Source organism: Streptomyces sp. NPDC002092 (assembly GCF_053593775.1).
Genome location: NZ_JBSFDG010000007.1, coordinates 119,319 through 144,338, shown reverse-complemented (window position 1 = coordinate 144,338; position 25,020 = coordinate 119,319). Strand labels below are relative to the sequence as shown.

General features: G+C 70.5%; 26 protein-coding genes. 18 read left to right on the top strand and 8 right to left on the bottom strand.

The window, feature by feature from the left end; all coding sequences use genetic code 11:
* Positions 1-35: 35 nt before the first annotated feature.
* A complete protein-coding gene (locus ACWCRD_RS17885) occupies positions 36-521 on the bottom strand; it encodes a nucleoside deaminase (protein ID WP_450966769.1) in 486 nt (161 codons plus the stop codon).
* 98 nt (positions 522-619) lie between these two features.
* Here ACWCRD_RS17885 and ACWCRD_RS17880 point away from each other — a divergent pair, with 98 nt between their 5' ends.
* The 3 genes from ACWCRD_RS17880 to ACWCRD_RS17870 are packed head-to-tail and all read left to right on the top strand — an operon-like array spanning position 620 to position 2,789.
* Positions 620-994 carry a MerR family transcriptional regulator gene (locus ACWCRD_RS17880; protein WP_450966768.1) on the top strand — a complete coding sequence of 125 codons (375 nt, stop codon included), beginning with the start codon at positions 620-622 and terminating at the stop codon, positions 992-994.
* 40 nt (positions 995-1,034) lie between these two features.
* Positions 1,035-1,811, top strand: a complete 777-nt coding sequence (locus ACWCRD_RS17875) for a GNAT family N-acetyltransferase (protein ID WP_450966767.1) — start codon at positions 1,035-1,037, stop codon at positions 1,809-1,811.
* Positions 1,812-1,868: 57 nt separating this feature from the next.
* The gene (locus ACWCRD_RS17870) at positions 1,869-2,789 is read left to right on the top strand and encodes an NAD-dependent epimerase/dehydratase family protein (protein WP_450966766.1); all 921 of its coding nucleotides are present in this window, start codon (positions 1,869-1,871) and stop codon (positions 2,787-2,789) included.
* Positions 2,790-3,155: 366 nt separating this feature from the next.
* Here ACWCRD_RS17870 and ACWCRD_RS17865 read toward each other — a convergent pair whose 3' ends face one another.
* On the bottom strand, positions 3,156-3,419 hold the full coding sequence (locus ACWCRD_RS17865; protein ID WP_115912257.1) for a GlsB/YeaQ/YmgE family stress response membrane protein: 264 nt from the start codon (positions 3,417-3,419) through the stop codon (positions 3,156-3,158).
* Positions 3,420-3,694: 275 nt separating this feature from the next.
* On the opposite strand from ACWCRD_RS17865, the gene ACWCRD_RS17860 reads away from it, so the two are divergent.
* Positions 3,695-5,152, top strand: a complete 1,458-nt coding sequence (locus ACWCRD_RS17860) for a hydrolase (protein ID WP_450966765.1) — start codon at positions 3,695-3,697, stop codon at positions 5,150-5,152.
* A 39-nt stretch (positions 5,153-5,191) separates the two neighbouring features.
* On the opposite strand, the gene ACWCRD_RS17855 is transcribed toward ACWCRD_RS17860, so the two are convergent.
* Positions 5,192-7,894, bottom strand: coding sequence for a glycoside hydrolase family 2 protein (locus tag ACWCRD_RS17855; RefSeq protein WP_450966764.1), 2,703 nt, complete (start codon positions 7,892-7,894; stop codon positions 5,192-5,194).
* A 103-nt stretch (positions 7,895-7,997) separates the two neighbouring features.
* The gene (locus ACWCRD_RS17850; RefSeq protein WP_450966763.1) at positions 7,998-9,182 is read right to left on the bottom strand and encodes an ROK family protein; all 1,185 of its coding nucleotides are present in this window, start codon (positions 9,180-9,182) and stop codon (positions 7,998-8,000) included.
* A 156-nt stretch (positions 9,183-9,338) separates the two neighbouring features.
* Between ACWCRD_RS17850 and ACWCRD_RS17845 the strand changes: the two genes are divergently transcribed.
* Entirely contained in the window at positions 9,339-10,787 is a 1,449-nt protein-coding gene (locus ACWCRD_RS17845; protein WP_450966762.1) for an APC family permease, read from the top strand.
* Positions 10,788-10,967: 180 nt separating this feature from the next.
* Positions 10,968-11,738: an ArsR/SmtB family transcription factor gene (locus ACWCRD_RS17840; protein WP_450967016.1), complete on the top strand. Its 771-nt coding sequence runs from the start codon at positions 10,968-10,970 to the stop codon at positions 11,736-11,738.
* Positions 11,739-11,815: 77 nt separating this feature from the next.
* Here ACWCRD_RS17840 and ACWCRD_RS17835 read toward each other — a convergent pair whose 3' ends face one another.
* On the bottom strand, positions 11,816-12,259 hold the full coding sequence (locus tag ACWCRD_RS17835; protein WP_450966761.1) for an SPW repeat protein: 444 nt from the start codon (positions 12,257-12,259) through the stop codon (positions 11,816-11,818).
* A gap of 238 nt (positions 12,260-12,497) precedes the next feature.
* On the opposite strand from ACWCRD_RS17835, the gene ACWCRD_RS17830 reads away from it, so the two are divergent.
* A complete protein-coding gene (locus ACWCRD_RS17830; RefSeq protein ID WP_266964205.1) occupies positions 12,498-12,662 on the top strand; it encodes a hypothetical protein in 165 nt (54 codons plus the stop codon).
* Between the two features lie 12 nt (positions 12,663-12,674).
* Here the strand turns inward: ACWCRD_RS17830 and ACWCRD_RS17825 are convergent, their stop codons facing one another.
* Positions 12,675-13,592 (bottom strand): LysR family transcriptional regulator, encoded by a 918-nt coding sequence (locus ACWCRD_RS17825; protein WP_450966760.1) that lies wholly within the window; start codon positions 13,590-13,592, stop codon positions 12,675-12,677.
* A 138-nt stretch (positions 13,593-13,730) separates the two neighbouring features.
* On the opposite strand from ACWCRD_RS17825, the gene ACWCRD_RS17820 reads away from it, so the two are divergent.
* From ACWCRD_RS17820 to ACWCRD_RS17795, 6 genes are all read left to right on the top strand, one after another.
* Positions 13,731-13,814: a putative leader peptide gene (locus tag ACWCRD_RS17820; RefSeq protein WP_350760414.1), complete on the top strand. Its 84-nt coding sequence runs from the start codon at positions 13,731-13,733 to the stop codon at positions 13,812-13,814.
* Between the two features lie 110 nt (positions 13,815-13,924).
* Positions 13,925-15,046, top strand: coding sequence for a dimethylsulfone monooxygenase SfnG (sfnG, locus tag ACWCRD_RS17815; protein ID WP_450966759.1), 1,122 nt, complete (start codon positions 13,925-13,927; stop codon positions 15,044-15,046).
* Between the two features lie 28 nt (positions 15,047-15,074).
* A complete protein-coding gene (locus ACWCRD_RS17810; RefSeq protein WP_450966758.1) occupies positions 15,075-16,292 on the top strand; it encodes an acyl-CoA dehydrogenase family protein in 1,218 nt (405 codons plus the stop codon).
* Between the two features lie 96 nt (positions 16,293-16,388).
* Positions 16,389-16,943: an NADPH-dependent FMN reductase gene (gene ssuE / locus ACWCRD_RS17805; protein ID WP_450966757.1), complete on the top strand. Its 555-nt coding sequence runs from the start codon at positions 16,389-16,391 to the stop codon at positions 16,941-16,943.
* Between the two features lie 5 nt (positions 16,944-16,948).
* Entirely contained in the window at positions 16,949-18,133 is a 1,185-nt protein-coding gene (locus ACWCRD_RS17800; protein ID WP_450966756.1) for an SfnB family sulfur acquisition oxidoreductase, read from the top strand.
* 34 nt (positions 18,134-18,167) lie between these two features.
* Positions 18,168-19,313: an LLM class flavin-dependent oxidoreductase gene (locus tag ACWCRD_RS17795; RefSeq protein WP_450966755.1), complete on the top strand. Its 1,146-nt coding sequence runs from the start codon at positions 18,168-18,170 to the stop codon at positions 19,311-19,313.
* On the opposite strand, the gene ACWCRD_RS17790 is transcribed toward ACWCRD_RS17795, so the two are convergent.
* On the bottom strand, positions 19,310-19,660 hold the full coding sequence (locus ACWCRD_RS17790; protein ID WP_450966754.1) for a nuclear transport factor 2 family protein: 351 nt from the start codon (positions 19,658-19,660) through the stop codon (positions 19,310-19,312). The two genes, ACWCRD_RS17795 and ACWCRD_RS17790, sit on opposite strands and share 4 nt — an antisense overlap.
* Positions 19,660-20,715 (bottom strand): acyl-CoA dehydrogenase family protein, encoded by a 1,056-nt coding sequence (locus tag ACWCRD_RS17785; RefSeq protein WP_450966753.1) that lies wholly within the window; start codon positions 20,713-20,715, stop codon positions 19,660-19,662. The genes ACWCRD_RS17790 and ACWCRD_RS17785 overlap by 1 nt, the downstream gene beginning before the upstream one ends.
* Positions 20,716-20,813: 98 nt before the next feature.
* Here ACWCRD_RS17785 and ACWCRD_RS17780 point away from each other — a divergent pair, with 98 nt between their 5' ends.
* From ACWCRD_RS17780 to ACWCRD_RS17760, 5 genes are all read left to right on the top strand, one after another.
* Positions 20,814-21,170, top strand: coding sequence for a YciI family protein (locus tag ACWCRD_RS17780; RefSeq protein ID WP_450966752.1), 357 nt, complete (start codon positions 20,814-20,816; stop codon positions 21,168-21,170).
* The gene (locus ACWCRD_RS17775) at positions 21,170-22,366 is read left to right on the top strand and encodes an RNA polymerase sigma factor (protein WP_450966751.1); all 1,197 of its coding nucleotides are present in this window, start codon (positions 21,170-21,172) and stop codon (positions 22,364-22,366) included. Before ACWCRD_RS17780 ends, ACWCRD_RS17775 begins: the two co-directional genes overlap by 1 nt.
* Before the next feature lie 140 nt (positions 22,367-22,506).
* Positions 22,507-23,829 (top strand): aldehyde dehydrogenase family protein, encoded by a 1,323-nt coding sequence (locus tag ACWCRD_RS17770; RefSeq protein WP_450966750.1) that lies wholly within the window; start codon positions 22,507-22,509, stop codon positions 23,827-23,829.
* A gap of 101 nt (positions 23,830-23,930) precedes the next feature.
* Positions 23,931-24,308, top strand: coding sequence for an ArsR/SmtB family transcription factor (locus ACWCRD_RS17765; RefSeq protein ID WP_450966749.1), 378 nt, complete (start codon positions 23,931-23,933; stop codon positions 24,306-24,308).
* Positions 24,289-24,954 (top strand): SRPBCC family protein, encoded by a 666-nt coding sequence (locus ACWCRD_RS17760; protein WP_450966748.1) that lies wholly within the window; start codon positions 24,289-24,291, stop codon positions 24,952-24,954. The genes ACWCRD_RS17765 and ACWCRD_RS17760 overlap by 20 nt, the downstream gene beginning before the upstream one ends.
* Positions 24,955-25,020 lie beyond the last annotated feature (66 nt).

Genomic DNA, 25,020 nt, shown 5'->3' with positions numbered 1-25,020 from the left:
GGACGACTGCATCTCGGGAGGCGGAGCCCGGACCGTCAGGCGCCGCGGCCGTGGAAGCGGCGGTGCAGCGCCCGCACCTCGCCCGCCAGCGAGGGCACCGGCCCGTCCACCACCACGTCCGGTGCGACCTCGCGGATCGGCAGCGTCCGCACCGGCGGCGCGGGCACCCCCAACTCGGCCAGCCAGGAGGACAGTTGTTGCGACGACGCCACGTACACGATCCGCCCGAGGCCCACCCAGGCATGCGCGGCGGCGCACATCGGGCAGTGCTCGCCGGACGTGTACACCGTCGCGGCCGCCCGCTCCCCGGGCGTCAGATGAGCAGCCGACCAGCGGGCCAGCTCGAACTCGGGATGCCGGGTGCGGTCGCCCGAGGCCACCCGGTTGTGGTCCTCACCGAGCACCGTGCCGTCCCCGCCCACCAGGACCGATCCGAACGGCTCGTCCCCGGCCTCCAGCGCCTCTGCGGCCAGCTCGACGCACCGGCGCAGAAACGGCAGTTCACTGTCCGTGATCACCATGGCGTACGACCCTCCTCGCGACGTGATCTTCGCAGCGCAGCCTATGCGCGCCCACGGGCGACCGGAGCGGCCACGGCACGTTCGACCCGGAGGCGGCCATGAAGATCGGCGAACTCTCCCGCCGCACCGGCGTCCCCACCCGGCTGCTGCGCTATTACGAGGAGCAGCGCCTGCTCAGCCCCGACCGCACCGAGAACGGCTACCGCGACTACGGCGAGCGCGCGGTCCAGGACGTCCAGCAGATCCGCGGGCTGCTGGATTCCGGCCTGACCACGGAGATGGTCCGGGCGATCCTGCTCTACCTGTCCGGCCCGGACGAGATCCTGCTGCCCGCCGAGAGCCTGACCCCCGAGACCGCCGCACTGCTCCATGCCCACCTCGACCGCATCCAGGCGCGCATCGACTGCCCGGCCCGCAAACGGGACCGGCTGAGCGCGTACCTGGCGGCGGTGCGGCCGCAGGGCAGCCCGTAAAGCTGTTGCCGCAGCCGCACCCGGATGCTGGAGTGAGCACATGGATCATGCCGGGGTGCTCGCCCTCTTCGACCGTGACATGCGCGAAGGCGCCCGACCCGACGGCCCCGATACACGCGTCGAGCGGGTAGGCAGCGTGGTCCGCCAGGTCTCCACGGCCCACGGCTGGAACGGCGTCGTCTGGTCCGGCCTGGACGAGACGGGCGCGGACGCGGCGATCGCCGAGCAGGTCGCGTACTTCTCCGGCCTCGGCCGTGAGTTCGAGTGGAAGCTGTACGGGCACGACCGGCCGGTGGATCTGGGAGAGCGGCTCAGGGCCGCCGGATTCGAGCCCGAGCCCGAGGAGACGCTGATGATCGCCGAGGTGGCGGGCCTCGACCTCGACGCCGAGCCACCCGAGGGCATCCGTCTGCTGCCGGTCACCGACGCGGCGGGCGTCGACCTGGTGGCGGACGTACACGAGAAGGCATTCGGCACCGACGGCTCCCGCCTGCGCCACCAGCTGCTGGCCCAGCTCACCGGTGAGTCGGACACGGTCGTCGCCACCGTCGCCCTCGCCGGTGACGAGCCCGTAAGCGCGGCCCGTATGGAACTCGTGCCCGGCACCCGGTTCGCCGGCCTGTGGGGCGGCGGCACCGTCGAGGCCTGGCGCGGCCGCGGCATCTATCGCGCCCTGGTCGCCCACCGGGCCGGCGCCGCCGCGGAGCGCGGCTACCGCTACCTCCAGGTGGACGCCTCCAGCCAGAGCCGCCCCATCCTCGAACGCCTGGGTTTCGAGCCCCTGACCACGACGACGCCCTACACGTTCGTGCCGTAGCCGGGGTCAAAGCCACCGCGATGTCACATCCGCGGCCGCCCGATCCGTCGCACGGTCATGACGACGAACCGGAAGAACCAGAGCATCCTCCTCGCCGGAGCCAGCGGCATCCTCGGCGGTCACATCGCCCGCGCCCTGACCGAGGCCGGCCACAAGGTCACCGGCCTCGGCCGGGGACCGGCGAACGGCGTCCGGGCCGACCTCATGGATCGCGACGCGCTGCTGCGCGCCGTCGACGGACAGCACTTCGACACCGTCATCCACGCAGCGACCGCCCTGCGCAAGGCGCCCGTGCGCCACCGCGACATGCATGCCACCGACGCCCTGCGCATCGCCGGCACCGCCCACCTCGTGGAGGCCGCGCAGGCCACCGGTGCCTCCCGCTTCGTGAGCGAGTCGATGGTCTTCGGATACGGCTACGGGGACTTCGGCGAGCATGTCATCACCGAGGACGACCCGTTCGGCCCGCGCGGCACCACGCCGGAACTGGAACGGCATGTCGAGGGCATGCGCATCAAGGAACAGCTCACCTTCGAGGCCACCGGGCTGGCGGGTATCTCGCTGCGTTTCGGCCTGTTCTACGGCCCGGGTGGCACCGACGCCGTCCTGCCCATGCTGCGCAAGCGGCAACTGCCCGCCCCCGACGACCACGGCCGGGTCCTGCCGTGGACCGAACTCACCGACGCGGCCCGCGCGGCGGCCGCCGCCGTCGAACACGGCCGCCCCGGCCAGGCGTACAACATCACCGACCGCACCCCGCTCGGGTTCCGGGCCCATGTCCTGTGCGTGGCCGAGCAGTTCGGCCTGCCCAAGCCGATGACGGTGCCGCTGTGGTTCACCAGGCCGATGTCGTACGCGCACACCATGTTCCTGACCAGCATGCGCGTGTCCTCGGCGAAGGCGGAGCGGGAACTGGGCTGGACGCCCCGCTATCCGTCCAGCCGCGAAGGGCTCGCCGCGCTGGCGGCCCGGCGGTGAAATCCAACTGGGGCCGTTCGGACCCTTGTCCAGGGCCGAACGGCCCCGCCTCACGGGCAACGGCGGCTGGAAACCTCTGGAGAGGAAACAGCCGCCCCGGGGGACAGCCTCCCGATGTGCCCGACTCTCCCGCTGAGGGTGCACGGTCGAGGCGGCAGGCCCGCCGATTGCCGAGGGGAGCCGCGTCGGCGGGCCTGACTCCGGGCCTCCCGCTGCCCCACACGCTACGTGGCCGGGGACAGGATCCGGAACGCGCAATTCGGCTGGTCTCCGCGAGCCGCGGAGCAGCAACGACGGCACCCGGGCGAGGCGCGCGGCACCCCCGCCCGGGCTCGAAACGGCCGATGTGTCACCGCGGTTGTCGGGTCAGCGGCGTGCCCTGGAACGGTCCAGCGCGGCGACGCCCAGCGCGGCGAGGCCGATCTGGATGAGCCACTCGATCCAGTCGACGCCCTTGGTGTCGGCCACGCCGAAGGCATGGGCGATCGCCGATCCGATCAGCGCGGCCACGATGCCGACGAGGATCGTCAGCACGATGCCGATGCGCTGCCGCCCCGGGACGACGAGCCGGCCGAGCACACCGATGATGATGCCGATCACGATGGCACTGATGATGCCTGAGATCTCCATCTCCGCCCCTCTTGGTCAAGGCCCCCGCACTATCCGGATGCCCACTGCCGCGGGGGACAGTCCGTTCCGCTTCAACCACGGGTCAACGCCGGGTCAATCTCCGGCCGATGGGACCGGCGACTCCTGTTCAGCTCCATTTCTGCCATGTACGGTTCAACCAGTCGGCCGCCCGTCAGTCGTACGGCCGAATGTCTACGCGCGCAGACGTCCTGTGTCTACGCGCGTAGGTCCGGCCCCGCACCGCTCTTCCCCAACCCCACACGGAGGTACGCCGGATGCTCGCACTCACCAGATCCCGCCGAAGACTCACCACCGCCCTGGCCGCGTTCGGCCTGCTCACCGCCGCCGCGGCCGCCCAGGCCACCGTCATCGCCACGCCCGCCCATGCGGCCACCACGCACCGCGTCCTGTTCGACGACGGCCACGCCGAGGAGGCCGGCAACGCCGACTGGATCATCTCCACCAGCAAGCCCGACCCGCTGGGCGAGAACTCCTCCCCGTCCGTCGAGACCGACTGGACGGGCGCACTGTCCTCGTGGGGCGTGGCCCTGCAGAAGACCGGCAGCTACAGCCTCAAGACCGCCACCAGCGCCCTCACCTACGGCGGCTCGTCGGCCACCGACCTGTCGAACTTCGACACCCTCGTGCTGCCGGAGCCCAACACCCTCTTCACCACCGCCGAGAAGACGGCGATCATGACCTTCGTCAAGAACGGCGGCGGACTGTTCATGATCTCCGACCACACCGGAGCCGACCGCAACAACGACGGCTACGACGCGGTCCAGATCCTCAACGACCTGATGACCAACAACAGCGTCGACTCGACCGACCCGTTCGGCTTCTCCATCGACTCGCTGAACATCAGCTCCGACCACCCGGCCGCCATCAGCGACAGCACCAACCCCGTGCTGCACGGCTCCTTCGGCACCGTCACCAAGAGCCTCATCGCCAACGGCACCACCGCCACCCTCAAGCCCTCGGACAACTCCTCCGTCAAGGGCCTGCTCTACCGCACGGGTTATTCCGGCAACACCGGCGCCTTCTTCCTCACCAGCACCTTCGGTAGCGGGCGGGTCGCCTTCTGGGGCGACAGCTCGCCGATCGACGACGGCACCGGCCAGTCGGGCAACACCCTCTACGACGGCTGGCACGACTCCAGCGCCACCAACGCCGCCCTCGCCCTCAACGCCACCGCCTGGCTCGCCGGCGACGGCAGCAGCAGCGGGGGCGGCGGGGGCGGTGGCGGCGGCGGTGGCACCTGCACCGCCGCCCAGCTCCTCGGCAACAACGGCTTCGAGTCGGGCAACACCACCTGGAGCGCCTCCAGCGGCGTCATCACCAACTCCAGCGGCGAGTCGGCCCGTACGGGCTCGTACTACGCCTGGCTGGACGGCTACGGCACCGCCACCACCGACACGCTCTCCCAGCCGGTGACCATCCCGTCCGGCTGCACCACCGCCGCCCTGAGCTTCTATCTGCACGTCGACACGGCGGAGACCAGCACCAGCACGGCGTACGACACGCTCAAGGTCCAGGTGCTGAGCAGCTCCGGGACCGTGCTGGGCACACTGGCGACGTATTCGAACCTCAACGCCGCCAGCGGCTACACCCAGCGCAGCTTCAGTCTGGCCGGCTACGCGGGCCAGACCGTCACCCTCAAGTTCACCGGCACCGAGGGCTCCACGCTGCAGACGTCCTTCGTCATCGACGACACGGCGCTCAACGTCAGCTGACGCCGACGGGGCCCGGCTTCCGCGCCGGGCCCCGCACGGTCAGGCGGCCGGGACCGTCCGCTCCGGCGTGTTCCACCCGGAGACCCGCACCCGCGGCAACGACCCGTGCAGATCCGCGGTCCGGCAGGTGGCGGTCAACGTGACCGTCTCACCCGGCCAGAGACCGACCTCGTTGTCCGACCACTCGACGGGCAGCACCGGCTCCCCTTGTGCGTCAACGAGATGGACGTCGGTGAACAGGGCCGGCGTCGTCCCGCTGCCGGTGTTGCGCAGGGTCACGGTCGTGGTCGTCGTTTCGCCCGACGCATCCGTCGACGCCGTCGCCGCCACCGGCACCTGCGCCATCGCGCTGAGGCCCTCGAGGTCGGCATAGCTCGTCGTCGGCGTGTAGTACCAGTCGGTGTGGGCCCAGTCGAGGGTGTCGGGCCTGGTGGACAGCCAGTACACGTTCCGGCTGACCTCCTTGCCGGAGGAGTCGCTCAGCGTCAGACGCAGCAGATACGTGGTCGCCAGCCCGGTCACCGAGGCCGGCAGGGTGAGTGCGGTGCTGTGCGCGCCGTCCCCCCTCACCTTCACGCCGGTGACGGTCCTGTCGTACTTCTGCGTGCCGTCTGGATTGAACAGAGTGGCCCGGGCGGTGAGCCCGGAGGCGGCCGAGTGCCGGTTGTCTACGACGACCACCGAGCGGTCGTCGTAGGAGTACTGGACGTGCAGCGGCTCGTTCGCCTTCTTCGCCCCGAAGTAGGCACCGCCCTGATCGAGGTAGCGGTCCATCAGCTGCCAGTGCAGGGAGGTCCAGCCGCTGTTGAACATCCAGTACACGACCCCGGTCGAGGGCTTCGACGAGTCGGTGGCGTTGCGCTCGTACGCCTCGAACTGGGCGCGCACGTTCTCGTACTGGGCGAGCTGCGCCTTGCGGACGTAGTCGGCCAGGCCCTTCGGGGCGCCGTAGCGGCCGGTGAGGGCGTCGTCGTAGAGCTTGAGGGTGCCGAAGGTCGACGACGGGGAGCGGTGGTACTGCTTGGCGTCCGGGTTCTTCCACAGGGTGTCGAGCTCGGCCGGGGTCATCATGCGGCGCAGGGTGTCGAGGGTCGGGATGTCCGGGCCCGCGCTGGTCTCGGAGTTGAAGCCGGTGGCGCCGCCCTCGCGTTTCGCGTACCAGTAGTCCGGCGGGATCCAGTCGTAGGGGCCGGTCATCTTCATGCCCGAACTGCCGAGCTGTGGTGCGGAGTTGGCGGATGCGGCGGCGACCACCGGGACCGGCCAGTCGGCGGCCTTCAGGGCGTCCAGGTAGTTCTTCTCGATCGTCGCGTCGGGTGCGAAGTCGCTGCCGACGAGGAAGGAGATCACGCTCGGGTGGTCGCGCAGCCGGGCGGCCTCGGCGGCCATCGACGCCTTGGCGACCGGGTAGTCCGCGGCGGTCCACTTGTCGCCGGGCTCGCTGCCGTTGACCTGGCCCTCCCACTTGTCGCAGCACTCCCAGCCGGGCAGCGTGAGGATGCCGTAGCGGTCGGCGAGGTCGAAGAACTCGTCCGGTTCCAGGTGGCCTTCGAGGCGGATGGTGTTCAGGCCGAGGTCGAGGGCGTACTTCAGCCGGTCCTCGACGTACGTACGGTCCCAGCGCAGGAGCTCGTCCGGTGACCAGCCGCCGCCCTTGATCAGCAGCCTGCGGCCGTTGATGCGGTACTGGCGGGCGCCGTCGGAGTTCAGCGGCGCCTGCACGTCGCGGAGGCCGAAGGTCTGCTGCGTGGTGTCCGAGACGGTGCCGGAGACGGACGCGGTGAGCCTCAGGTCGTACAGGGGCTGTCCGCCCATGCCGGCCGGCCACCACACCTTCGGCGAGGTCAGGTGGAGTCCGGGGGTGTCGGACGGGGTGAAGCTGACGGTCTTCGTCTCGTGCGCGGCCAGTGTGAGGGTCTTCTCGAAGGTGGTCGTGCCGATGCTGCCGGAGACCGTGGAGGTCGCGGTCGCCCCGGAGTCGTTGCGGGCCTGCGCCTTCACCGTCAGGTCGGCCGAGGCGAGCGAGGGCACGTCCAGGCTGGTGACCACGTGGGCGTCGCGCAGGGCGATCGGGCCGCCGCGGCGGACGAGGACGTCGCGGACGACGCCCATGTTCCCGTCGGGCGGTGGCTGGAGCCAGTCGATCCAGCCCATGGTCAGGCCCTTGTCCGGGTCGTTGGGCCGTATGCGGAAGGCAACCGTGTTCGTGCCGGAGCGGACGAGTGCAGTGACGTCCAGTTCGTGGTGGGTGTAGGCGCCGGCGACGTCCTGTGCCGTGGCGACCTGGTGGCCGTCGACGTAGACGTCGGCTGCCGAGATCACGCCGCTGAGGTCGAGGTAGGTGCGCTCGGAGGTGTCGGCGAGCGTGAAGTCCGAGCGGTACCACCAGGGGACCTGGAAGTCGGCCTTGGCGATCTTCTGTTGGTTGGTCGAATAGAACGGGTCCGCGTACACGCCGTTCGCGAGCAGTGCTGCCAGGACCGTGGAACGGGAGCCCGTGGGGTACCAGCCGGTCGCTGGGTAGCCGGGGGAGGAGATGTCGGCCGGCGGGTCGGAGACCCTGGCGGTCGACTGGATCGTGAAGCCCCTCAACGCGGTCGTGCTGCCCGCCTCGGAGGAGACGCGGGTGACCCGCCTCGGCGGGGCCGTCCCTCGGTCAGGGGGCCCGGCCCAGGCGCTGGTCGTCAGGGAACCCAACAGACCCAGGACTATGGCGGCCGTGGCGAGACGGTGTCTGTTCACGGAGTCTCCAGCCCTTCGTAAAGTTAGGAAACTTTACTAACTGCGGTCACGCTAGAAGGCGCCGAGCGGACCTGTCAATCACCGCGACGCGCCTTCGGGTTGGTCAGGAGCCGGCCGACCGGCGCTCGAACACCACGTCCCGCGCCGTCCCGAGCGCCGTGGCCACCGCACCCAGCAGCACCGCGTCCTCGCCGAGCCGGCTGGGCACGACCTTGGGCCGCAGCGGGGTGAGCGACCGCAGGTGCTCGCGCACCGGACGCAGCAGCAGGTCCACGCTGTGGCCCACCCCGCCTCCCAGCACCACGAGATCCGGGTCGAGCACGGCCGCGGCCGCCGCCACCGTGTGTGCGATCCGCTCGCCCTCCAGCCGAACCGCCTTGACCGCGGCGTCGTTTCCCTGCCGGGCCGCGTCGAACACCGCCTTCGCGGTCAGCTGCCCGCTCATGCCGAACCGGCGCGCCGCCTCGACCACGGCCACCCCCGACACCGCGTCCTCCAGCCGCTCCGGCTTCTGCTGCCCCGGCCAGGGCAGGAACCCGATCTCCCCGGCCAGCCCGTGCGCCCCCGTGAACAGCCGCCCCTCGCTGACCACGCCCATCCCGAGACCGGTGCCGATCAGGATGTACGCGAACAGCCGGCTGCCCGCGCCGATGCCGTAGGTGTACTCGCCGAGCGCCGCCAGATTGGCGTCGTTGTGCACCTCCAGCGGGACGCCCAGTTCCTCGCGCATCCGGTCGAACAGCCCGGCGCGCCCCCAGCCCGGCAGGTGCATCGCATAGCGCACGCGGCGCTGGTGCTCGTCGTACACGCCGGGCGTGCCCACCACCGCGTGCACCACCTCCTGGGCGGCCACGCCCGAGCCGCCGACCACCTGACGGGCCGTCGCCACCACCAGATCCGCCATCGCGCCCGAGCTGCGGGCCCGGTTGCGCACGTCGGAGCGGGCGACGACGGTGCCGTCCAGGTCGGCGACCGCGACCCGCAGCCAGCTGCGGCCGACGTCGATGCCGAGGGCGTAACCCGCCGCCGGATCGGGCGCGTACAGGACGGCGGTGCGGCCGCGCTCCGGTGCGAGGGTGCCGACCTCGCGGACCAGCCCGGCCGCCTCCAGTGCGGCCAGTGCGCTGGAGACGGTCGGCTTGGACAGTCCGGTCTCCCGGGCCAGTTGGGCGCGCGAGGCGGCGCCACCGCTGCGCAGCCGGTCGAGCAGCAACCGCTCGTTGGTGCTGCGCAGCCGCCGGCGGTTCCAGGGCTGTTCCTGCTGGTCTGGGGTGTCACTGGCGGGCATCGCACCATTCTCACGTATGCGCGGGGCCGTTCGATGGGACCTCTTGACGCATCAAGTAAGGCTCCTTAACTTTATCGGCCAACGGCCTCGCCGGGCGAGCCAAGGCCGGCCAAGGTCAGCCATGGACAGCCCAGCGCCCGGTGTTCAGGAGTCCCCATGTCCGGTAGTCCGCCACCCAACGGTGGTTTCGTCCGTCGCGTCGGCCTGTTCCAGGCCACCGCCATCAACATGAGCCAGATGTGCGGCATCGGCCCGTTCGTCACGATCCCGCTCATGGTCGCCGCGTTCGGCGGCCCGCAGGCCGTGATCGGCTTCGTCGCGGGTGCGCTGCTCGCGCTCGCCGACGGGCTGGTGTGGGCCGAGCTGGGCGCGGCGATGCCCGGCTCCGGCGGGAGTTACGTCTATCTGCGCCAGGCCTTCCAGTACCGCACGGGCCGGCTGATGCCGTTTCTGTTCGTCTGGACGGCGATGCTGTTCATCCCGCTGATCATGTCGACCGGCGTGGTGGGCTTCGTCCAGTACCTCGGCTATCTCGCCCCCCACCTCGGGCAGACCGCCGGCGACCTGATCGGCCTCGGCATCATCGCCCTGGTCGTGATCCTGCTGTGGCGGGGCATCGAGCACATCGCCCGGATCACCGCCGTGATGTGGGCCGTCATGATCACCTCGGTGGTGCTGGTCATCCTGGCCGCCGCCACGGACTTCAGCACGCACCTCGCCTTCACCTACCCCGCGCACGCCTTCGACCTGGGCAGCAACCACTTCTGGCTCGGCTTCGCCGGCGGCCTGACCATCGGCATCTACGACTACCTCGGCTACAACACCACGGCCTACATGGGTGCCGAGATCAAGGACCCCGGGCGCATCCTGCCGCGCTCGATCATCTTCTCCATCCTCGGCATCATGGCGATCTACCTGCTGCTGCAGATCGGCACGCTCGGCGTGATCGACTGGCACCGCATGACCAACCCGGACGACATCGCGTCCACGTCGGTGGCCTCGGCGGTCCTGGAGAAGACCTGGGGCAGGGGTGCGGCGGACACGGTCACCGTCCTCATCCTGATCACGGCCTTCGCCTCGGTCTTCACCGGGCTGCTGGGCGGCTCGCGGGTGCCGTACGACGCGGCCCGTGAACGCGTCTTCTTCCGCCCCTACGCCAAACTGCACCCCAAGCACCGCTTCCCGGTGCTGGGCCTGGCGACCATGGGCGTGATCACGGCCGTGGGCTTCCTGATCGGGCGGCACACGGACCTGGCGACACTGATCCAGCTGCTGACGACGGTGATGGTGATCGTGCAGGCGCTGGCCCAGATCGTCGCCTTGACGGTGCTGCGCAGGCGCCAGCCGGCCCTGCGGCGGCCGTACCGCATGTGGCTCTATCCGGTGCCGAGCATCGTCGCGTTCGTCGGCTGGTGTGTGATCTACGGCTACGCGGACAAGAACTCGCCGGGACGTCATCCCATCGAGTGGTCGCTGGCCTGGCTGGCTCTGGGGTGCGTCGCGTATGTGCTCTGGGCGCGCTTCGAGAAGGTGTGGCCGTTCGGCCCGAGGGAGGTCACCGAGGAGTATCTGGCGGTGTCGGATGCGGAGCCCGCGGGCGCGTGAGGCGGCCGTAGCGGCGAAACCGCAGGCCGGTGGGGGCTGGTCGCGCAGTTCCCCGCGCCCCTTGCGGGGCGCGGGACCTCACCGGCAGTTCCGCAGTGAGCGTCAGGTGGTTCCGTCCTCCTTGACATGCAGGTAATTGCCTGCATAACGTTGGGTGTGCGATCAGAGAGTGACTCCGGGATGGACAAGGTCTTCAAGGCGCTGGCCGACGAGACCCGCAGACGGCTGCTGGACCGCCTGCACGAGCAGAACGGTCAGACGCTCGGCGAGCTGTGCGAGCGCATCGCGATGACACGCCAGTCGGTGACCCAGCATCTGGGTGTCCTTCAGGACGCCAATCTGGTCGGCACAGTGCGGCGGGGGAGGGAGAAGCTGCACTACCTCAACCCGGTCCCGCTCCACGAGATCCAGGAGCGGTGGATCGACAAGTTCGAGCGCCCGCGCCTGAGGGCGCTGAGCGACGTCAAACGACGAGCCGAGGAAGCCACCATGACCGACAAGCCCAGTTACGTCTACGTCACCTATATCCGCAGCACGCCCGAGAAGGTCTGGGAGGCGCTCACCGACGCGGACCTGACCGCCTCCTACTGGGGCCACCGCAACGAATCGGACTGGCGGCAGGGCTCACGCTGGGAACACGTCCGCACGGACGGCTCGGGCATCGCCGACGTCGTCGGCACCGTCGTGGAGAGCGAACCCCCGACCCGCCTGGTCACCACCTGGACCGACCCCCAGCACGAGGGGCAGGAGGACAAGTACTCCCGGGTGACCTTCGACATCACGCCGCACGAGGACATCGTCCGGCTTACCGTCACCCATGAGGACCTCTGGGACGAGGGCGCGCTGTCCGATGTCTCCCGCGGCTGGCCGGCGGTGCTGTCGAACCTCAAGTCGCTGCTGGAGACCGGCAGTCCGCTGCCGCAGCAGCCCTGGTCGGTCCCCGGCCACTGAGCGGTGACGGAACGCGGGACGGCCGGTCCGCGCAGAGCGCGGACCGGCCGCCAATGCCGTCCTTTCCTGGTCCGCTCCTACGGCCTGGGGACGCTCCTCGCCGCCGCACCGGCGCACATCAGTCCCAGGATCACGGCGAGCGCGCCGATGATGATGTTGTTGAGGGCGACACCGGTGTCCGGGCTGGTGCCGACGACCCAGGGTGCAATGATCATCCAGATGCCCACCGCGCAGAACGCCCAACTGAGGCCGTACATGCGCTCGGGGGCCCGGGTGAACCCGAGGGCCAGCAGGCCGATCGCGATGCCGACGACGAGGTTGTGCGTGACCAGCGGGGGCTGGCTCGTCGTGTAGTGGAGTATCCACGGGGATACGGCGCAGTACAGACCGAGGAGGAACACCGGTCCGTCCAAGAGCGTCACATCGCGACCGCCAAGCATGCGGGCATAGCGATCCCGCATTTCGGAAACATCAGGGTGGGTGGTGATGTCCCCCCTGCTGGTGGGCGAGACGTTGGCCATGACTCGTCTCCTTTGACTCACAGGCCTGACCGCGTCTGGTGCGGTATGCGGGTAAGCACCGCGTAAGTCCATTCTGCTCTTATTTCATCTTTATGTGTAGTGGTCGGCGGGGTGCTTGATGCGGAAGGGCGCCAGTGGGGCACGCCTCCGGCTCCCGCACATGTCTGTGCACATCGCGGGCATGTGGACCATAGAGGGGTTGTGACCGCATGTCTCACAAATGGAGGTGGCTGCCGCTATGGGCGCGAAGGTGTTGGAGCGGTTTCCTGCGGGAGCTCCGCGCGGATCGTGGCCGGCGGAGGAGTACGCGGCGCGTTGCCGCGCCGAGGGCAGGCCGGCGACGGTGATCATGGATCTCAAGTCGGACGCGTTCCTCGTCGTGGTGCCGGCCGACGAGGACTGACCCGGCGGACGCTCACGTCAGGGAGCCGCCCAACTCGCCTGCCCTGCGCACGAACACCTCGTAGAGGTCCTGGGCCGCCCGGGGCGCCGAAACGGCGCGGCGGCGCTGCAGCATCAGGAGAACCTCCGTCGAGTCGTCGGAGATCGGACGGTAGGTGATCGAGCCCCGTCGCTCCAGAGGGTCGCCGATGACACTGAAGTCCGGCAGAAGTGTGGCACCCAGGCCTTCGGCCACCATCAGCTTGCCCATCTCGGCACCGTCGGTGGAGAAGGAGAAGTCGGGGGAGCGGCCCCTCAGCAGCCGGTGGGCATAGCGGTGCATGACATAGCCGGAGCGCATGGCGATCACCGGCTCCGGACCGTCGAGGACATCGTCCACCGTGACGGCGGACAGCGCGGCGAGCGGGCTGTCCGGGCGCAGACACAACACCGGGCGCCCGCGCAGCAGTTCGGTGCTCTCGAAGTCGGCGGGCAGATCGTCGCTGTCCAGATGGTTCACCAGACCGAGGTCGAAACCGCCCTCCAGCAGCGCCCGGTGGATCTCGGACTGCTGGGCGCCCACCACCTCCACCTGCGTCATCGGATGGGCCGTGCGGAAGGCCTGTACGGCCGGGATGAGCAGCGGGACCGTGGCTGCGTTCACCGTGCCGACCCTGACCATCCGGCTGGTCCTGTGCTGCTCGCCCGCCGCGCTGCGCAGCCGGTCCACGGCGTCCAGCACATCGATGATGTGCGGCAGCAGTTCCCGGCCCTCCGCGCTCATCGTCGCCCCGGACCGCTTGCGCTCCAGCAGGTCGACCCCCAGTTCGCGTTCCAGATTGCGCACCGTCTCGCTCAACGCGGGCTGGGAAAGGCGGAGTTCTTCCGCGGCCCGGCGCAGTGAACCGAGGCGGGTCACGGCCGCTATGTATTCCAGTTGCTCCGTCCGCACGCCCAGCAGAATGCAGCCCGTTTCACGACGTGTTCAAGGGTTTCCCTGTCACACGTTCGTGAAATTCAATGGTCCGGGATGCGAGACCGGTCGGGTTTTCCTTGACGGCCCGCGGCGCCGACTGCCACGATCGACGGCATGAAGATGCGACTGGACCTCACGCGGCGACGCCATGTCGACCTCGCGCGCGTCTCCAGCGCCTCCTGTTGCGCTGCGGCCTGATCACCTCTCTGAATCCGCCGCCCTTTTCCCTCTTCTCCGCCTGAATTCGCCGCGCCCCCGCACGGCTTGAATTCGGCGTGCCCGGAAACATTCCGCAACAGGAGTCACGCATGCCTGCCGCGCCCGTGAAATTCGCCTACTGGGTCCCCAACGTCAGCGGGGGACTCGTCACCAGCAAGATCGAGCAGCGCACCGACTGGGGATACGAGTACAACCGCGAACTCGCCGTCCTCGCCGAGAACAACGGCTTCGACTACGCCCTCAGCCAGGTCCGCTACATGGCCAGCTACGGCGCCGAGTACCAGCACGAGTCGACCAGCTTCAGCCTCGCCCTGCTCCTCGCCACCCAGCGTCTGAAGGTCATCGCGGCCGTCCACCCCGGCCTGTGGCACCCCGGCGTCCTCGCCAAGCTCGGCGCCACCGCCGACCACCTCTCGAACGGCCGCTTCGCCGTCAACGTCGTATCGGGCTGGTTCAAGGGGGAGTTCACCGCCCTCGGCGAGCCCTGGCTGGAGCACGACGAGCGCTACCGCCGCTCCGAGGAGTTCATCCGCGCCCTGCGCCAGATCTGGACCGAGGACCGCACCGAACTCGCCGGTGACTTCTACCGGCTGCGCGGCTTCTCCCTCAAGCCCAAGCCCCTCAACACCGCCGAGCGTCCGCACCCGGAGATCTTCCAGGGCGGCAACTCCACCGCGGCCCGCGCCATGGCGGGCCGGGTCTCCGACTGGTACTTCTCCAACGGCAAGGACTTCGACGGGGTCACCGAGCAGATCGACGACGTACGCAAGTCGGCTGCCGAAGTCGGCCGCCGGGCACCGAAGTTCGGCCTCAACGGCTTCCTCATCGCCCGTGACACGGAGGCCGAGGCCCGTGACACGCTCCGCGAGATCGTCGCCAAGGCGGACACCGAGGCCGTCGAGGGCTTCGGCGCCGCGGTGAAGCAGGCGGGACAGTCCACCGGCGACAAGAAGGGCATGTGGCAGGACTCCTCCTTCGAGGATCTGGTGCAGTACAACGACGGCTTCCGTACGGGGCTCATCGGCACGCCCGAGCAGATCGCGGAGCGCATCGTCGCCTACCGGAGGCTCGGCGTGGACCTCCTGCTCCTCGGCTTCCTGCACTACCACGAGGAGGTCGAGTACTTCGGCAAGCGGGTGCTGCCGCTCGTGCGTGAACTCGAGGCAGGGCTTCCGGACACGGAGCCCGAGTCCGTCCCCGTGCACGCCTGAGCGCCCCACCGCGAAAGAGGTCATCAGCATGAGCACCGCCACGCCCACCGACTGGACCGCCCGCCCCGCCCCGCGGACCGCCCAGGACTGGATCTCCCGCGCCGCCGAGGTCGCCGCCGTCCTCGCCATCGACGCCGCGGAGCGCGACCGCGCCGGAGCCACCCCGTACGCCGAGGTCCAGCTCCTGAAGGACGCCGGCCTCGTCACCCTGCTCGGCCCCACCGAGCACGGCGGCGCAGGCCAGGACTGGCCCACCGCCTACCGCGTCGTCCGCGAGGTCGCCAAGGCCGACGGCTCCATCGGCCAGCTCCTCGGATACCACTACCTGTGGTTCTGGGCCGCCCGTCTGGTCGGCACCCGTGAGCAGTGGGAGCAGGTGGAGGCCGAGGCCAGCCGCGGCCGCTGGTTCTTCGGGGGTGCCGTCAACCCCCGAGACAAGGACGTCATCGTCACCGAGGACGGCGACGACCTCGTCTTCACCGGCCGCAAGTCCTTCTCCACCGGCAGCAAGGTCTCCGACGTCACCGTCCTCGAAGGCGTCCTGGAGGGCACGGACCACCACGTCTTCGCCATCGTGCCCTCCGACAGCGAGGGCCTGACCTTCCACGACGACTGGGACAACATCGGTCAACGGCTCACCGAGAGCGGAGGCGTCACCCTCGACGGGGTGCGCACCCCCTGGTCCTCCGCGGCCGGCTACGTCGACAAGCAGTTCCAGCCGCGCACGTACAACACGCTCAACGTCCCCACCATCCAACTGGTCTTCGTCAACTTCTACCTGGGTATCGCGGGCGGCGCGCTGGAGACGGCGGCCACCTACACCCGCACCAAGTCCCGGCCCTGGCTCCACGGCGGCCACGAACGCGCGGTCGACGAGCCCTACGTGATCGACACATACGGCGACCTCACCGCCAAACTGTGGGCGGCCGAGGCGCTCGCCGACGCCGTCGCCGCCGAGGGGCAGAAGCTGCACGACGACCCGGACGCCGTCACGGAGCAGTCCCGCGGCGACTTCGAGGTACGGGTGGCGGCCGTCAAGGCCCGCGCCACCGATGTCGCCCTCGAGATCGCGAACCGTGTCTTCGAGGTCACCGGAGCCCGCTCCACCGCCACCTCCGAGGGCCTCGACCGGTTCTGGCGCAACATCCGCACCCACACCCTGCACGACCCCGTCGCCTACAAGCGGCGCGAGGTCGGCCGCTGGGTCCTCGAAGGCGAACTGCCCGAACCCACCTGGTACTCCTGATCCCTTCCCCGGGGCGCCCGACCGTGCGCGGGCGCCCCGCCTCCTCGCAAGAGGCCGCATCCCAGCGCGTCCCCGCGCATCCCTGAAAGAGGACCCATGGCCACCGTCCTGTCCGTCTCCGGCAGCCCCTCCGCCTCCTCCCGCACCAACCGCCTGCTGCGTCACCTGGACAAGAGGCTGATCGCACAGGGCCACGAGGTGATACCGCTCGACGTGCGCACCATCCCCGCCGAGGCCCTGCTCGGCGCGGACTTCAAGCACCCCGCCATCGTCGCCGCCACCGACCTGTTCGCGCAGGCCGACGGCGTCGTCGTCGGCACCCCCGTCTACAAGGCGTCGTACTCCGGGGTCCTGAAGGCACTCCTCGACCTGCTCCCGCAGTACGCGCTGACCGGCAAGACCGTGCTGCCGCTGGCCACCGGCGGCTCGACCGCCCACGTCCTGGCCATCGACTACGCGCTGCGCCCGGTCCTGTCCTCCATGGGCGCCGGGCACATCGTCCAGGGCTGGTTCACCCTCGACAAGGACATCACCGTGCACGAGGACGGCCGGCTCACCGTGTCGCCGGGCGCCACCGAGGCCCTCGCCCAGGTCGTCGACCAGTTCTCCACGGCCCTGGGCCGCACCCGGCTCCTGGCCGCGGCGAGCTGAGCGCCGTGTCCGCCCATGTCATCGCCGACGACGCGGAGGCCCTCGCCGTCGCGGCCGCTCTGGCCGAGGAGTTCCGCGCCGGCGCTGCGGCCCGGGACGCCGAACGCAGGCTTCCGCGCGAAGAGTTGGACAAGCTGTCCGCCTCTGGGCTGCTCGCGGTCACCGTCCCCGCCGAGCACGGCGGCGCGGACGTCAGCGCGCTCACCCTCGCCGAGATCTTCCGGCTGCTCGCCTCGGCCGACGCCAGCCTCGCCCAGATCCCGCAGAGCCACTTCGCCTACGTCAATGTGATCCGCCGTCAGGGAACCGAGGAACAGCGGAAGTTCTTCTTCGCCGAGCTGCTCGAGGGCCGCCGCTTCGGCAACGCCCAGTCCGAGGCGGGCACCAAGCACGTCCAGGACATCCGCACCCGGCTGGAACCGCAGCCGGACGGCTCCTACCTGCTGACCGGTGTCAAGCACTACTCCACCGGGGCCCTCTTCGCGGACTGGATCCCGGTGCTGGCCCGCGCCGAGGACGACAACCTGCAGGTCGCCTACGTGCCCCGGCAGGCCCCCGGCCTGACAGTGATCGACGACTGGGACGGCATGGGGCAGCGCACGACCGCCAGCGGAACCGTGCGCCTGGACGGTGTCCAGGTGCCCGCCGACCGCGTGCTTCCGCACCACCTCACCTTTCAGGGGCCGCAACTGCACGGTGCCGTGGCCCAGTTGCTGCACGCGGCCATCGACGCGGGGATCGCCGGGGGAGCCCTCGCTGAAGCCGCCGAGTTCGTGCGCAGCAAGAGCCGCCCCTGGTTCGAGAGCGGTGTGGACACCGCAACCGAGGACCCGCTGCTCATCCAGCGGTTCGGTGAACTCGCCCTCCAGGTACGGGCGTCCGAGGCCCTGCTGCGCGAGGCCGCCCGCGCGGTCGACGCGGCGCGCACCGACCTCACCGACGACACGGCGGCCGAGGCGTCCATCGCGGTCGCCGCGGCCAAGGTGCAGGCCGCGCAGTCGGCGGTCGGGGTGGCGAGCGCCCTGTTCGAGGTGTCCGGCACCCGGGCGGCACTCAACTCCCTGAATCTGCACCGGCATTGGCGTGACGCCCGCACCCACACCCTGCACGACCCGGCCCGCTGGAAGATCCAGCACATCGGCCGGTACGTCCTGAACGGCACCCGGCCGCCCCGCCACGGCCTCCTCTAGCGACACCAGCGACACCTCTGATCGGAGACCCCACGTGTCCCTCACCTTCCACTGGTTCCTGCCCACCAACGGCGACAGCCGGCACGTCGTCGGCGGCGGCCACGGCACCCCCGCCACCGCCTCCGGCCGGGACCGGCCGCCGACGGTGGCCTATCTGAGCCAGATCGCCAAGGCCGCGGAGGACCTGGGCTTCGTCGGCGCGCTCACCCCCACGGGCGCCTGGTGCGAGGACGCGTGGCTGACCACCGCCATGGTCAGCCAACACACCGAACGCCTGAAGTTCCTGGTCGCCTTCCGCCCCGGCTTCGTCTCGCCGACGCTGGCCGCGCAGATGGCGTCCACCTTCCAGAGGCAGAGCGGCGGGCGGCTGCTCCTCAACGTCGTCACGGGCGGCGAGAGCCACGAGCAGCGGGCCTACGGCGACTTCCTGGACAAGGACGCCCGCTACCGCCGTACCGGCGAATTCCTGGAAATCGTCCGGGCGCTGTGGGAGGGCAAGAGCGTCGACCTGCACGGCGAGCATCTCCAGGTCGCGGACGCCAAGCTCGCCCGGGTGCCCGACCCGGTCCCCGAGGTGTACTTCGGCGGGTCCTCGCCCGTTGCCGGAGAGGTCGCCGCCAAGTACGTCGACACCTACCTCACCTGGGGCGAGCCGCCCGCCCAGGTCGCCGGGAAGATCGCCTGGATCAGGGGGCTCGCCGCCAAGGAGGGCCGCACCCTGCGCTTCGGCATCCGCCTCCACGTCATCACCCGCGACACCTCCGAGCAGGCGTGGGCGGAGGCGAACCGGCTCCTCGACGGCTTCGACCCGCAGACCGTGCGGTCCGTCCAGGCAGGCCTCGCCCGCAGCGAGTCCGAGGGCCAGCAGCGGATGCTCGCCCTGCACGGCGGCGGCAACCGCGACAGCCTGGAGATCCACCCCAACCTCTGGGCCGGCATCGGCCTGGTCCGCGGCGGGGCGGGCACCGCCCTGGTGGGCAGCCACGAGGAGGTCGCCGAGCGGATCAAGGAGTATACGGCCCTGGGGGTCGAGGAGTTCGTGCTCTCCGGCTACCCGCACCTGGAGGAGGCGTACTGGTTCGGCGAGGGCGTGCTGCCGCGCCTGGCCGCACAGGGCCTGTGGCAGCACCCGTTCGCCCAGCCGGTCGCCCCCTCGGCACAGGTGCCGTTCGCGGGCTAGCCGCTCGCGCCGACCCTGCCGCCGAAGAAGACCTGCACCTCCCGGACGAGCCCGTCCCGGACGGTGATCGCCTCGACATTGCGGTACCGGTCGCCGGTCGTGAGCTCGTACTCGTAGTGGACGAGTACGAGCTCCTCGTCGGCGGGCACGACATGCAGCATCCGCTGTTCCACGAACCGGTCCGCGGCCGGGAAACACCGTTCGAAGAAGGCCGCCTTGTCGAGATGGTCGTCCTGCGGACTGGTGAAGGAGAAATCCTCGGCGTAGAGCGCCATGGCCGCCTCCCGGTCCTGCGCGCGGTAGCACCGGAACGCCGCCCGGACGACCTCGGCCGGGCTCTTCGTCATCAGGCCTCCTGGATCTCCGTGAGCATGTCGAGATGCGCCCGCCGCACCACCGAGGTCTGCCCCTGCACCAGCAGGAACATTCCCTCGCGGGCCAGCCGCTGGGCGGGATGGCGTACGTCCATGGTGCGGCCGCCCCCGGCCACGACCGCCGCGGTCGTGGCCGCACGCATCAGGTCGTAGGACCGCGTCTTGAGCGCCAGCCGTTCCGCGACGCGCTCGTGCGGGACGGGGTGATCGGCCAGCTCGTACGCCTGCCGCCGCACCTCGTCGAGGCGGCCGCGCAGCGCCCGGGCGGTCTGCGTCTCGCCGGCGTCCTCCAGCACACGCAGCGCGGCGTACGCCACCCCGAAGACGGCCGGCGAGGCGTTCGTGCTCCGCTCCAGGTCGACCAGGGCGAACTTCTCCCGCGGGGTGCGCAGCACCACGTTCTCCTCGGGCAACCGGAGGCCGTCCAGCTCCAGCGAGACCGTACGGGCGGCGGTGAGCGCCGCCAGCCGCATCGGCTGCGAGGCGCGCAGCCCCGGCTGCTCGCGGGCGTCGGCGAAGGCGAAGACGATCTCGGCCGAGTCGGTCACGCCCGCGAGCAGCATCACGTCGTTCAGCCCCCAGCCCGTGTACCAGGGCACGGTGCCCTCGAACCGCCAGCCGTCCCGCTCCGCCGTGGCCCGCACGGGCACCCGGGGGAAGGCACGGACATGGGCGTAGGCGATCCCGGCCAGCAGCTCACCGGACGCCAGCGGACCCAACAGCCGTTCCCGCACCGGGAGTTCGGACCTCGCCAGCAGCCGCACGGGAGTGTGGTGCTGGGTCTGCACGAACCACGTCGAGCAGCACGCGCCGGCCAGGATCTCCTGGACCTCCCGCGCCACCGGGTCGGGGGCGCCAGCGCCGCCGTACTCCCGTGGCGCACTCACCCCGAGAAGCCCCGACCGCCGGACGGCCTCGATGTGGCTCGCGGGCATCCCCTCCTGGTCGACGCGCGCCGCGTTCGGGGCGAGGAGGTCGTCGGCGAGAGACTGGGCGGTGGAGACGAGGGGGTGCGCTGCGGCGGTCATGCGGAAGATTCTCCCGATCTCGTCGTGCGCGGTGTCGATCCGGGGGTGTGCCGTTCGTGTAGGAGGTGAGAGAACGGCACCATGCCAAGGAGGACGTCATGCAGTACTACCTGCTCAGCGTGATCACACCGGCCGACGGAACGCCGCCCGGGCCCGAGGCGATGGGGGAGATCGTCCGCAACCTCGACACCTTCCATGCGGAACTGCGCGAGGCCGGCGCCTGGGTCTTCGCCGGCGGGTTGCACGGCCCCGAGACGGCCACCGTGCTACGGCCCCAGGGCGGCGACGTCCTCATCACCGACGGGCCGTACGCCGAGGGCAAGGAGTACCTCGGAGGCATCTGCCTGATCAAGGCCCCCGACCTGGACGCGGCCCTGGAATGGGGCAGGAGGGCGACCTGGGCGACCACCCTGCCCATCGAGGTGCGCCCGTTCATGCACCAGGCCGAGGAGTGATGTCCCCTCCCGTAGACGTCGCGGCCGTCTTCCGTACGGAGTACGGCCGCGCCGTCGCCGTCCTCGTCCGCTTCCTCGGTGACATCGACCTCGCCGAGGAAGCGGTGCAGGACGCCTTCACGACGGCCGTGCAGCGCTGGCCGGAGACCGGCGTGCCGCCGAGCCCGGCCGGCTGGATCATCACCACCGCACGCAACCGCGCGATCGACCGGCTGCGCCGCGAGTCCTCCCGCGAGGCACGGCACGCCGAGGCGGCCCTGTTGCACACCCCCGACGCACCGGCCGAGGAGGGCCCCGTGCGCGACGACCGGCTCCGCCTGATCTTCACCTGCTGCCACCCGGCGCTCGCCCGCCAGGCGCAGGTCGCCCTGACCCTGCGCCTGCTCGGCGGCCTCACCACGGCGCAGATCGCACGCGCCTTCCTGGTGCCCGAGCCGACGATGGCCCAGCGTCTCGTCCGCGCCAAGGCGAAGATCCGCGACGCCCGCATCCCCTACCGCGTGCCCCGCGACGCCGACCTTCCGGACCGCCTGAAGGGCGTCCTGACGGTCGTCTACCTGATCTTCAACGAGGGCTATGGCGGCAGCCCCGGCCTATGCGCGGAAGCCGTACGCCTCGGCCGCCTCCTTTCCGAGCTCATGCCGGACGAGCCCGAGGTCACCGGACTGCTCGCGCTGATGCTCCTCGTCGACTCCCGCCGCCCCGCCCGGCTGGACGAGGACGGCGCGCTGGTACCGCTGCCGGAGCAGGACCGCAGCCGCTGGGACCGGGAGCTGATCGCCGAGGGGCAGTCACTGGTCCGCCGCTGCCTGCGCCGCAACCAGCCCGGCCCGTACCAGATCCAGGCCGCCATCCAGGCCGTCCACAGCGACGCGCCCACCGCCGGCGCCACCGACTGGGACCAGATCCGACAGCTGTACGACCAGCTGCTGGCCCTCGCGCCGAGCCCCGTCGTGGCCCTGAACCGGGCGGTCGCCGTCGCCGAGACCGAGGGACCGCGCCAAGCCCTGGAGGCCGTCGATGCGCTGGACCTGGACGGCTACCACGTCTTCCATGCCGTCCGCGCCGACCTGCTGCGCCGCCTGGGGCGTGACAGCGAGGCGGTACGGGCGTACGAGGCGGCCATCGCGCACTCGGAGAGTCAGGCGGAACGCACCTATCTCGAACGGCGGCGGCAGGAACTCGTCCGCACATGACGCGCTCGCCGCACCTGACGCGCTCGCGCGTGCGTGACGGGTTCCATGCGGAAAGTAGTCCTCCGCCGACGGGATTTATTTTGGTGTATGAAAGGTTGCCATATACACCTGACCCTTTTCCGTTCCAGCAGCGAGGCATCGTGAACCACTCCACCCCCGAGCAGCCCGCCGACGTCGTGGCCCGGCTGCGCGCCACCTTCCGCACCGGCCGTACCAAGCCCGTCGAGTGGCGCACCGCCCAGCTGCGCCGCCTGCGCGAACTGCTCGCGGACAACGGCTCCGATCTGGTCGCCGCCCTCCACGCCGACCTGGGCAAGAGCGCCACCGAGGCGCACCGCACCGAGATCGACTTCACGATCCGCGAGATCGACCACACCCTCGACCACCTCGCCGACTGGCTGCGCCCCGAAGCCGCCCCGGTACCGGCCCACCTCGGAGCGGACGCGAGCGCCTGGACGCAGTACGACCCGCTCGGTGTCGTCCTCGTCATCGCCCCCTGGAACTACCCCGCCCAGCTCCTGCTCGCCCCGCTGGTCGGCGCGCTGGCCGCGGGCAACGCCGTGGTCGCCAAGCCGAGCGAACTGGCCCCCGCCACCTCCGCCGCGCTCGCCCGTCTGCTGCCCGCCTACCTCGACACCGACGCGGTCGCCGTCGTCGAGGGCGGCATCCCGGAGACCACGGCCCTGCTGGCCGAGCGCTTCGACCACATCTTCTACACCGGCAACGGCGCCGTCGGCCGCATCGTCATGCGCGCCGCCGCCGAGCACCTCACCCCGGTCACCCTCGAACTCGGCGGCAAGTCCCCGGCGTTCGTCGACCGCGACACCGACCTCGACGTCGTCGCGGACCGGCTGGCCCGCGGCAAGTTCCTCAACGCCGGGCAGACCTGTGTCGCCCCCGACTACGTCCTGACCGACCCGGCCACCGCGGCCGCCCTGGAGCCCGCGTTCACCCGCGCCGTCGAGGCGCTGTACGGCAGCGACCCGTCCACCTCGGCCGAATACGGCCGGATCGTCAACGAGCGGCACTTCGACCGGCTCTCCGGCCTGCTCGACTCGGGCCGCGTCGTCGTCGGCGGCAGCAGCGACCGTACGACGAAGTACATCGCACCGACCGTCCTCGCCGACGTCGATCCCAAGTCGCCCGTCATGCAGGAAGAGATCTTCGGCCCGATCCTGCCGATCGTCACCGTGCCGGACCTGGACGCGGCGATCGACTTCATCAACGATCGCGACAAGCCTCTCGCCCTCTATGTCTTCTCCGAGTCCGAGGAGACCCGCGGCCGGATCGCCGCCGAGACGTCCTCCGGCGGTCTCGGCCACGGCCTGCCGCTGGCCCATCTCACCGTCTCGGACCTGCCGTTCGGCGGAGTGGGCGAGAGCGGCATGGGCAGCTACCACGGCCGCTACTCGATCGAGACGTTCAGCCACCGCAAGGCGGTGCTGCACAAGCCGCTGAGCTGATTCCTAGGAGGAGAGCGCCCGGCCGTGCGACGAGGCCGGGCGTTTTTCGAACCCTTATATCGCGTGCTGCTTATATAAGCGATGGCTGATATAGTTGCCGCATGCACGCCTTCGATGTGCTCGGGGACCCGGTGCGCCGGCGGATCCTGGAGCTGCTGGCCGGTGGGGAGATGTCCTCGGGAGCGCTCTGTGAGGTCATCGGGGAGGAGTTCGGGATCTCGCAGCCCGGCGTGTCGCAGCATCTGAAGGTGCTGCGGGAGAACGGGTTCGCGACCGTCCGCCCCGAAGGAACCCGGCGGCTGTACGCGGTCAATGCCGAGCCGTTGCAGGACATAGACGCCTGGCTCGACCGCTTCCGCCGCTTCTGGACCCCGCATCTGGACGCCCTGGCCACCGAGCTGGCGCGCGGGAAACGCGCGCGCCGGCTCCGGGATGCCGACGAACCCCCGAGGAGCACCCATGACCGACGTGACCCATGACATCAGCGATGTGCGCCGACAGGTCGGCCGGCGCACCTTCAAGGCGGGCGAGGCACGTGTGGTGACCGTGACCCGGACCTACGACGCCCCGCTCGACGACGTATGGGACGCCTGTACGAACCCCGAGCGCATCCCTCGCTGGCTCCTGCCCGTGACGGGCGAACTGCGACTGGGAGGCCGCTATCAGCTCGAAGGCAATGCGGGCGGTGTGATCGAGCGCTGCGACCCGCCCAAGAGCTTCTCCGCGACCTGGGAGTACGGCGGCGAGGTCAGCTGGATCGAGCTCCACCTGACCTCCGAAGAGGACGGCACGCGCTTCCGGTTGGAGCACATCGCCCATGTCGACGACACGAAGTGGGCGGAGTTCGGCCCGGGTGCCGTCGGCGTGGGATGGGACCTGATGGTCCGGGGGCTCTCCCTGCACCTGGGAAGCGGTGGCGCGGCCGTCGACCCGCACAAATTCATGGCCTGGATGGGCTCGGACGAGGGTCGTCGCTTCATGACGTCCAGCAGCGAAGCCTGGTACGCGGCGAACATCGCCGGCGGCGAGGACGAGAAAACGGCACGCAAGGCAGCGGACCGGACCACGGCGGCGTACACGGGAGCGGGGGAGAGCGGCGACCCGGGCGAAGAGGGCACGAGCTGACCGCCTCTCCTGTGGAACACGGCCCTCGACTTCGCACACGTATCCGCAAAGTCCCCGCGTCGGGGC

Excerpts from the sequence above, each read along its gene's own strand:
- ACWCRD_RS17885 (WP_450966769.1), bottom strand. The coding sequence starts at position 521 with ATGGTGATCACGGACAGTGAACTGCCGTTTCTGCGCCGGTGCGTCGAG.
- ACWCRD_RS17880 (WP_450966768.1), top strand. The coding sequence starts at position 620 with ATGAAGATCGGCGAACTCTCCCGCCGCACCGGCGTCCCCACCCGGCTG.
- ACWCRD_RS17875 (WP_450966767.1), top strand. The coding sequence starts at position 1,035 with ATGGATCATGCCGGGGTGCTCGCCCTCTTCGACCGTGACATGCGCGAA.
- ACWCRD_RS17870 (WP_450966766.1), top strand. The coding sequence starts at position 1,869 with ATGACGACGAACCGGAAGAACCAGAGCATCCTCCTCGCCGGAGCCAGC.
- ACWCRD_RS17865 (WP_115912257.1), bottom strand. The coding sequence starts at position 3,419 with ATGGAGATCTCAGGCATCATCAGTGCCATCGTGATCGGCATCATCATC.
- ACWCRD_RS17860 (WP_450966765.1), top strand. The coding sequence starts at position 3,695 with ATGCTCGCACTCACCAGATCCCGCCGAAGACTCACCACCGCCCTGGCC.
- ACWCRD_RS17850 (WP_450966763.1), bottom strand. The coding sequence starts at position 9,182 with ATGCCCGCCAGTGACACCCCAGACCAGCAGGAACAGCCCTGGAACCGC.
- ACWCRD_RS17845 (WP_450966762.1), top strand. The coding sequence starts at position 9,339 with ATGTCCGGTAGTCCGCCACCCAACGGTGGTTTCGTCCGTCGCGTCGGC.
- ACWCRD_RS17840 (WP_450967016.1), top strand. The coding sequence starts at position 10,968 with ATGGACAAGGTCTTCAAGGCGCTGGCCGACGAGACCCGCAGACGGCTG.
- ACWCRD_RS17835 (WP_450966761.1), bottom strand. The coding sequence starts at position 12,259 with ATGGCCAACGTCTCGCCCACCAGCAGGGGGGACATCACCACCCACCCT.
- ACWCRD_RS17830 (WP_266964205.1), top strand. The coding sequence starts at position 12,498 with ATGGGCGCGAAGGTGTTGGAGCGGTTTCCTGCGGGAGCTCCGCGCGGA.
- ACWCRD_RS17820 (WP_350760414.1), top strand. The coding sequence starts at position 13,731 with ATGAAGATGCGACTGGACCTCACGCGGCGACGCCATGTCGACCTCGCG.
- sfnG (WP_450966759.1), top strand. The coding sequence starts at position 13,925 with ATGCCTGCCGCGCCCGTGAAATTCGCCTACTGGGTCCCCAACGTCAGC.
- ACWCRD_RS17810 (WP_450966758.1), top strand. The coding sequence starts at position 15,075 with ATGAGCACCGCCACGCCCACCGACTGGACCGCCCGCCCCGCCCCGCGG.
- ssuE (WP_450966757.1), top strand. The coding sequence starts at position 16,389 with ATGGCCACCGTCCTGTCCGTCTCCGGCAGCCCCTCCGCCTCCTCCCGC.
- ACWCRD_RS17790 (WP_450966754.1), bottom strand. The coding sequence starts at position 19,660 with ATGACGAAGAGCCCGGCCGAGGTCGTCCGGGCGGCGTTCCGGTGCTAC.
- ACWCRD_RS17785 (WP_450966753.1), bottom strand. The coding sequence starts at position 20,715 with ATGACCGCCGCAGCGCACCCCCTCGTCTCCACCGCCCAGTCTCTCGCC.
- ACWCRD_RS17780 (WP_450966752.1), top strand. The coding sequence starts at position 20,814 with ATGCAGTACTACCTGCTCAGCGTGATCACACCGGCCGACGGAACGCCG.
- ACWCRD_RS17775 (WP_450966751.1), top strand. The coding sequence starts at position 21,170 with ATGTCCCCTCCCGTAGACGTCGCGGCCGTCTTCCGTACGGAGTACGGC.
- ACWCRD_RS17765 (WP_450966749.1), top strand. The coding sequence starts at position 23,931 with ATGCACGCCTTCGATGTGCTCGGGGACCCGGTGCGCCGGCGGATCCTG.
- ACWCRD_RS17760 (WP_450966748.1), top strand. The coding sequence starts at position 24,289 with ATGACCGACGTGACCCATGACATCAGCGATGTGCGCCGACAGGTCGGC.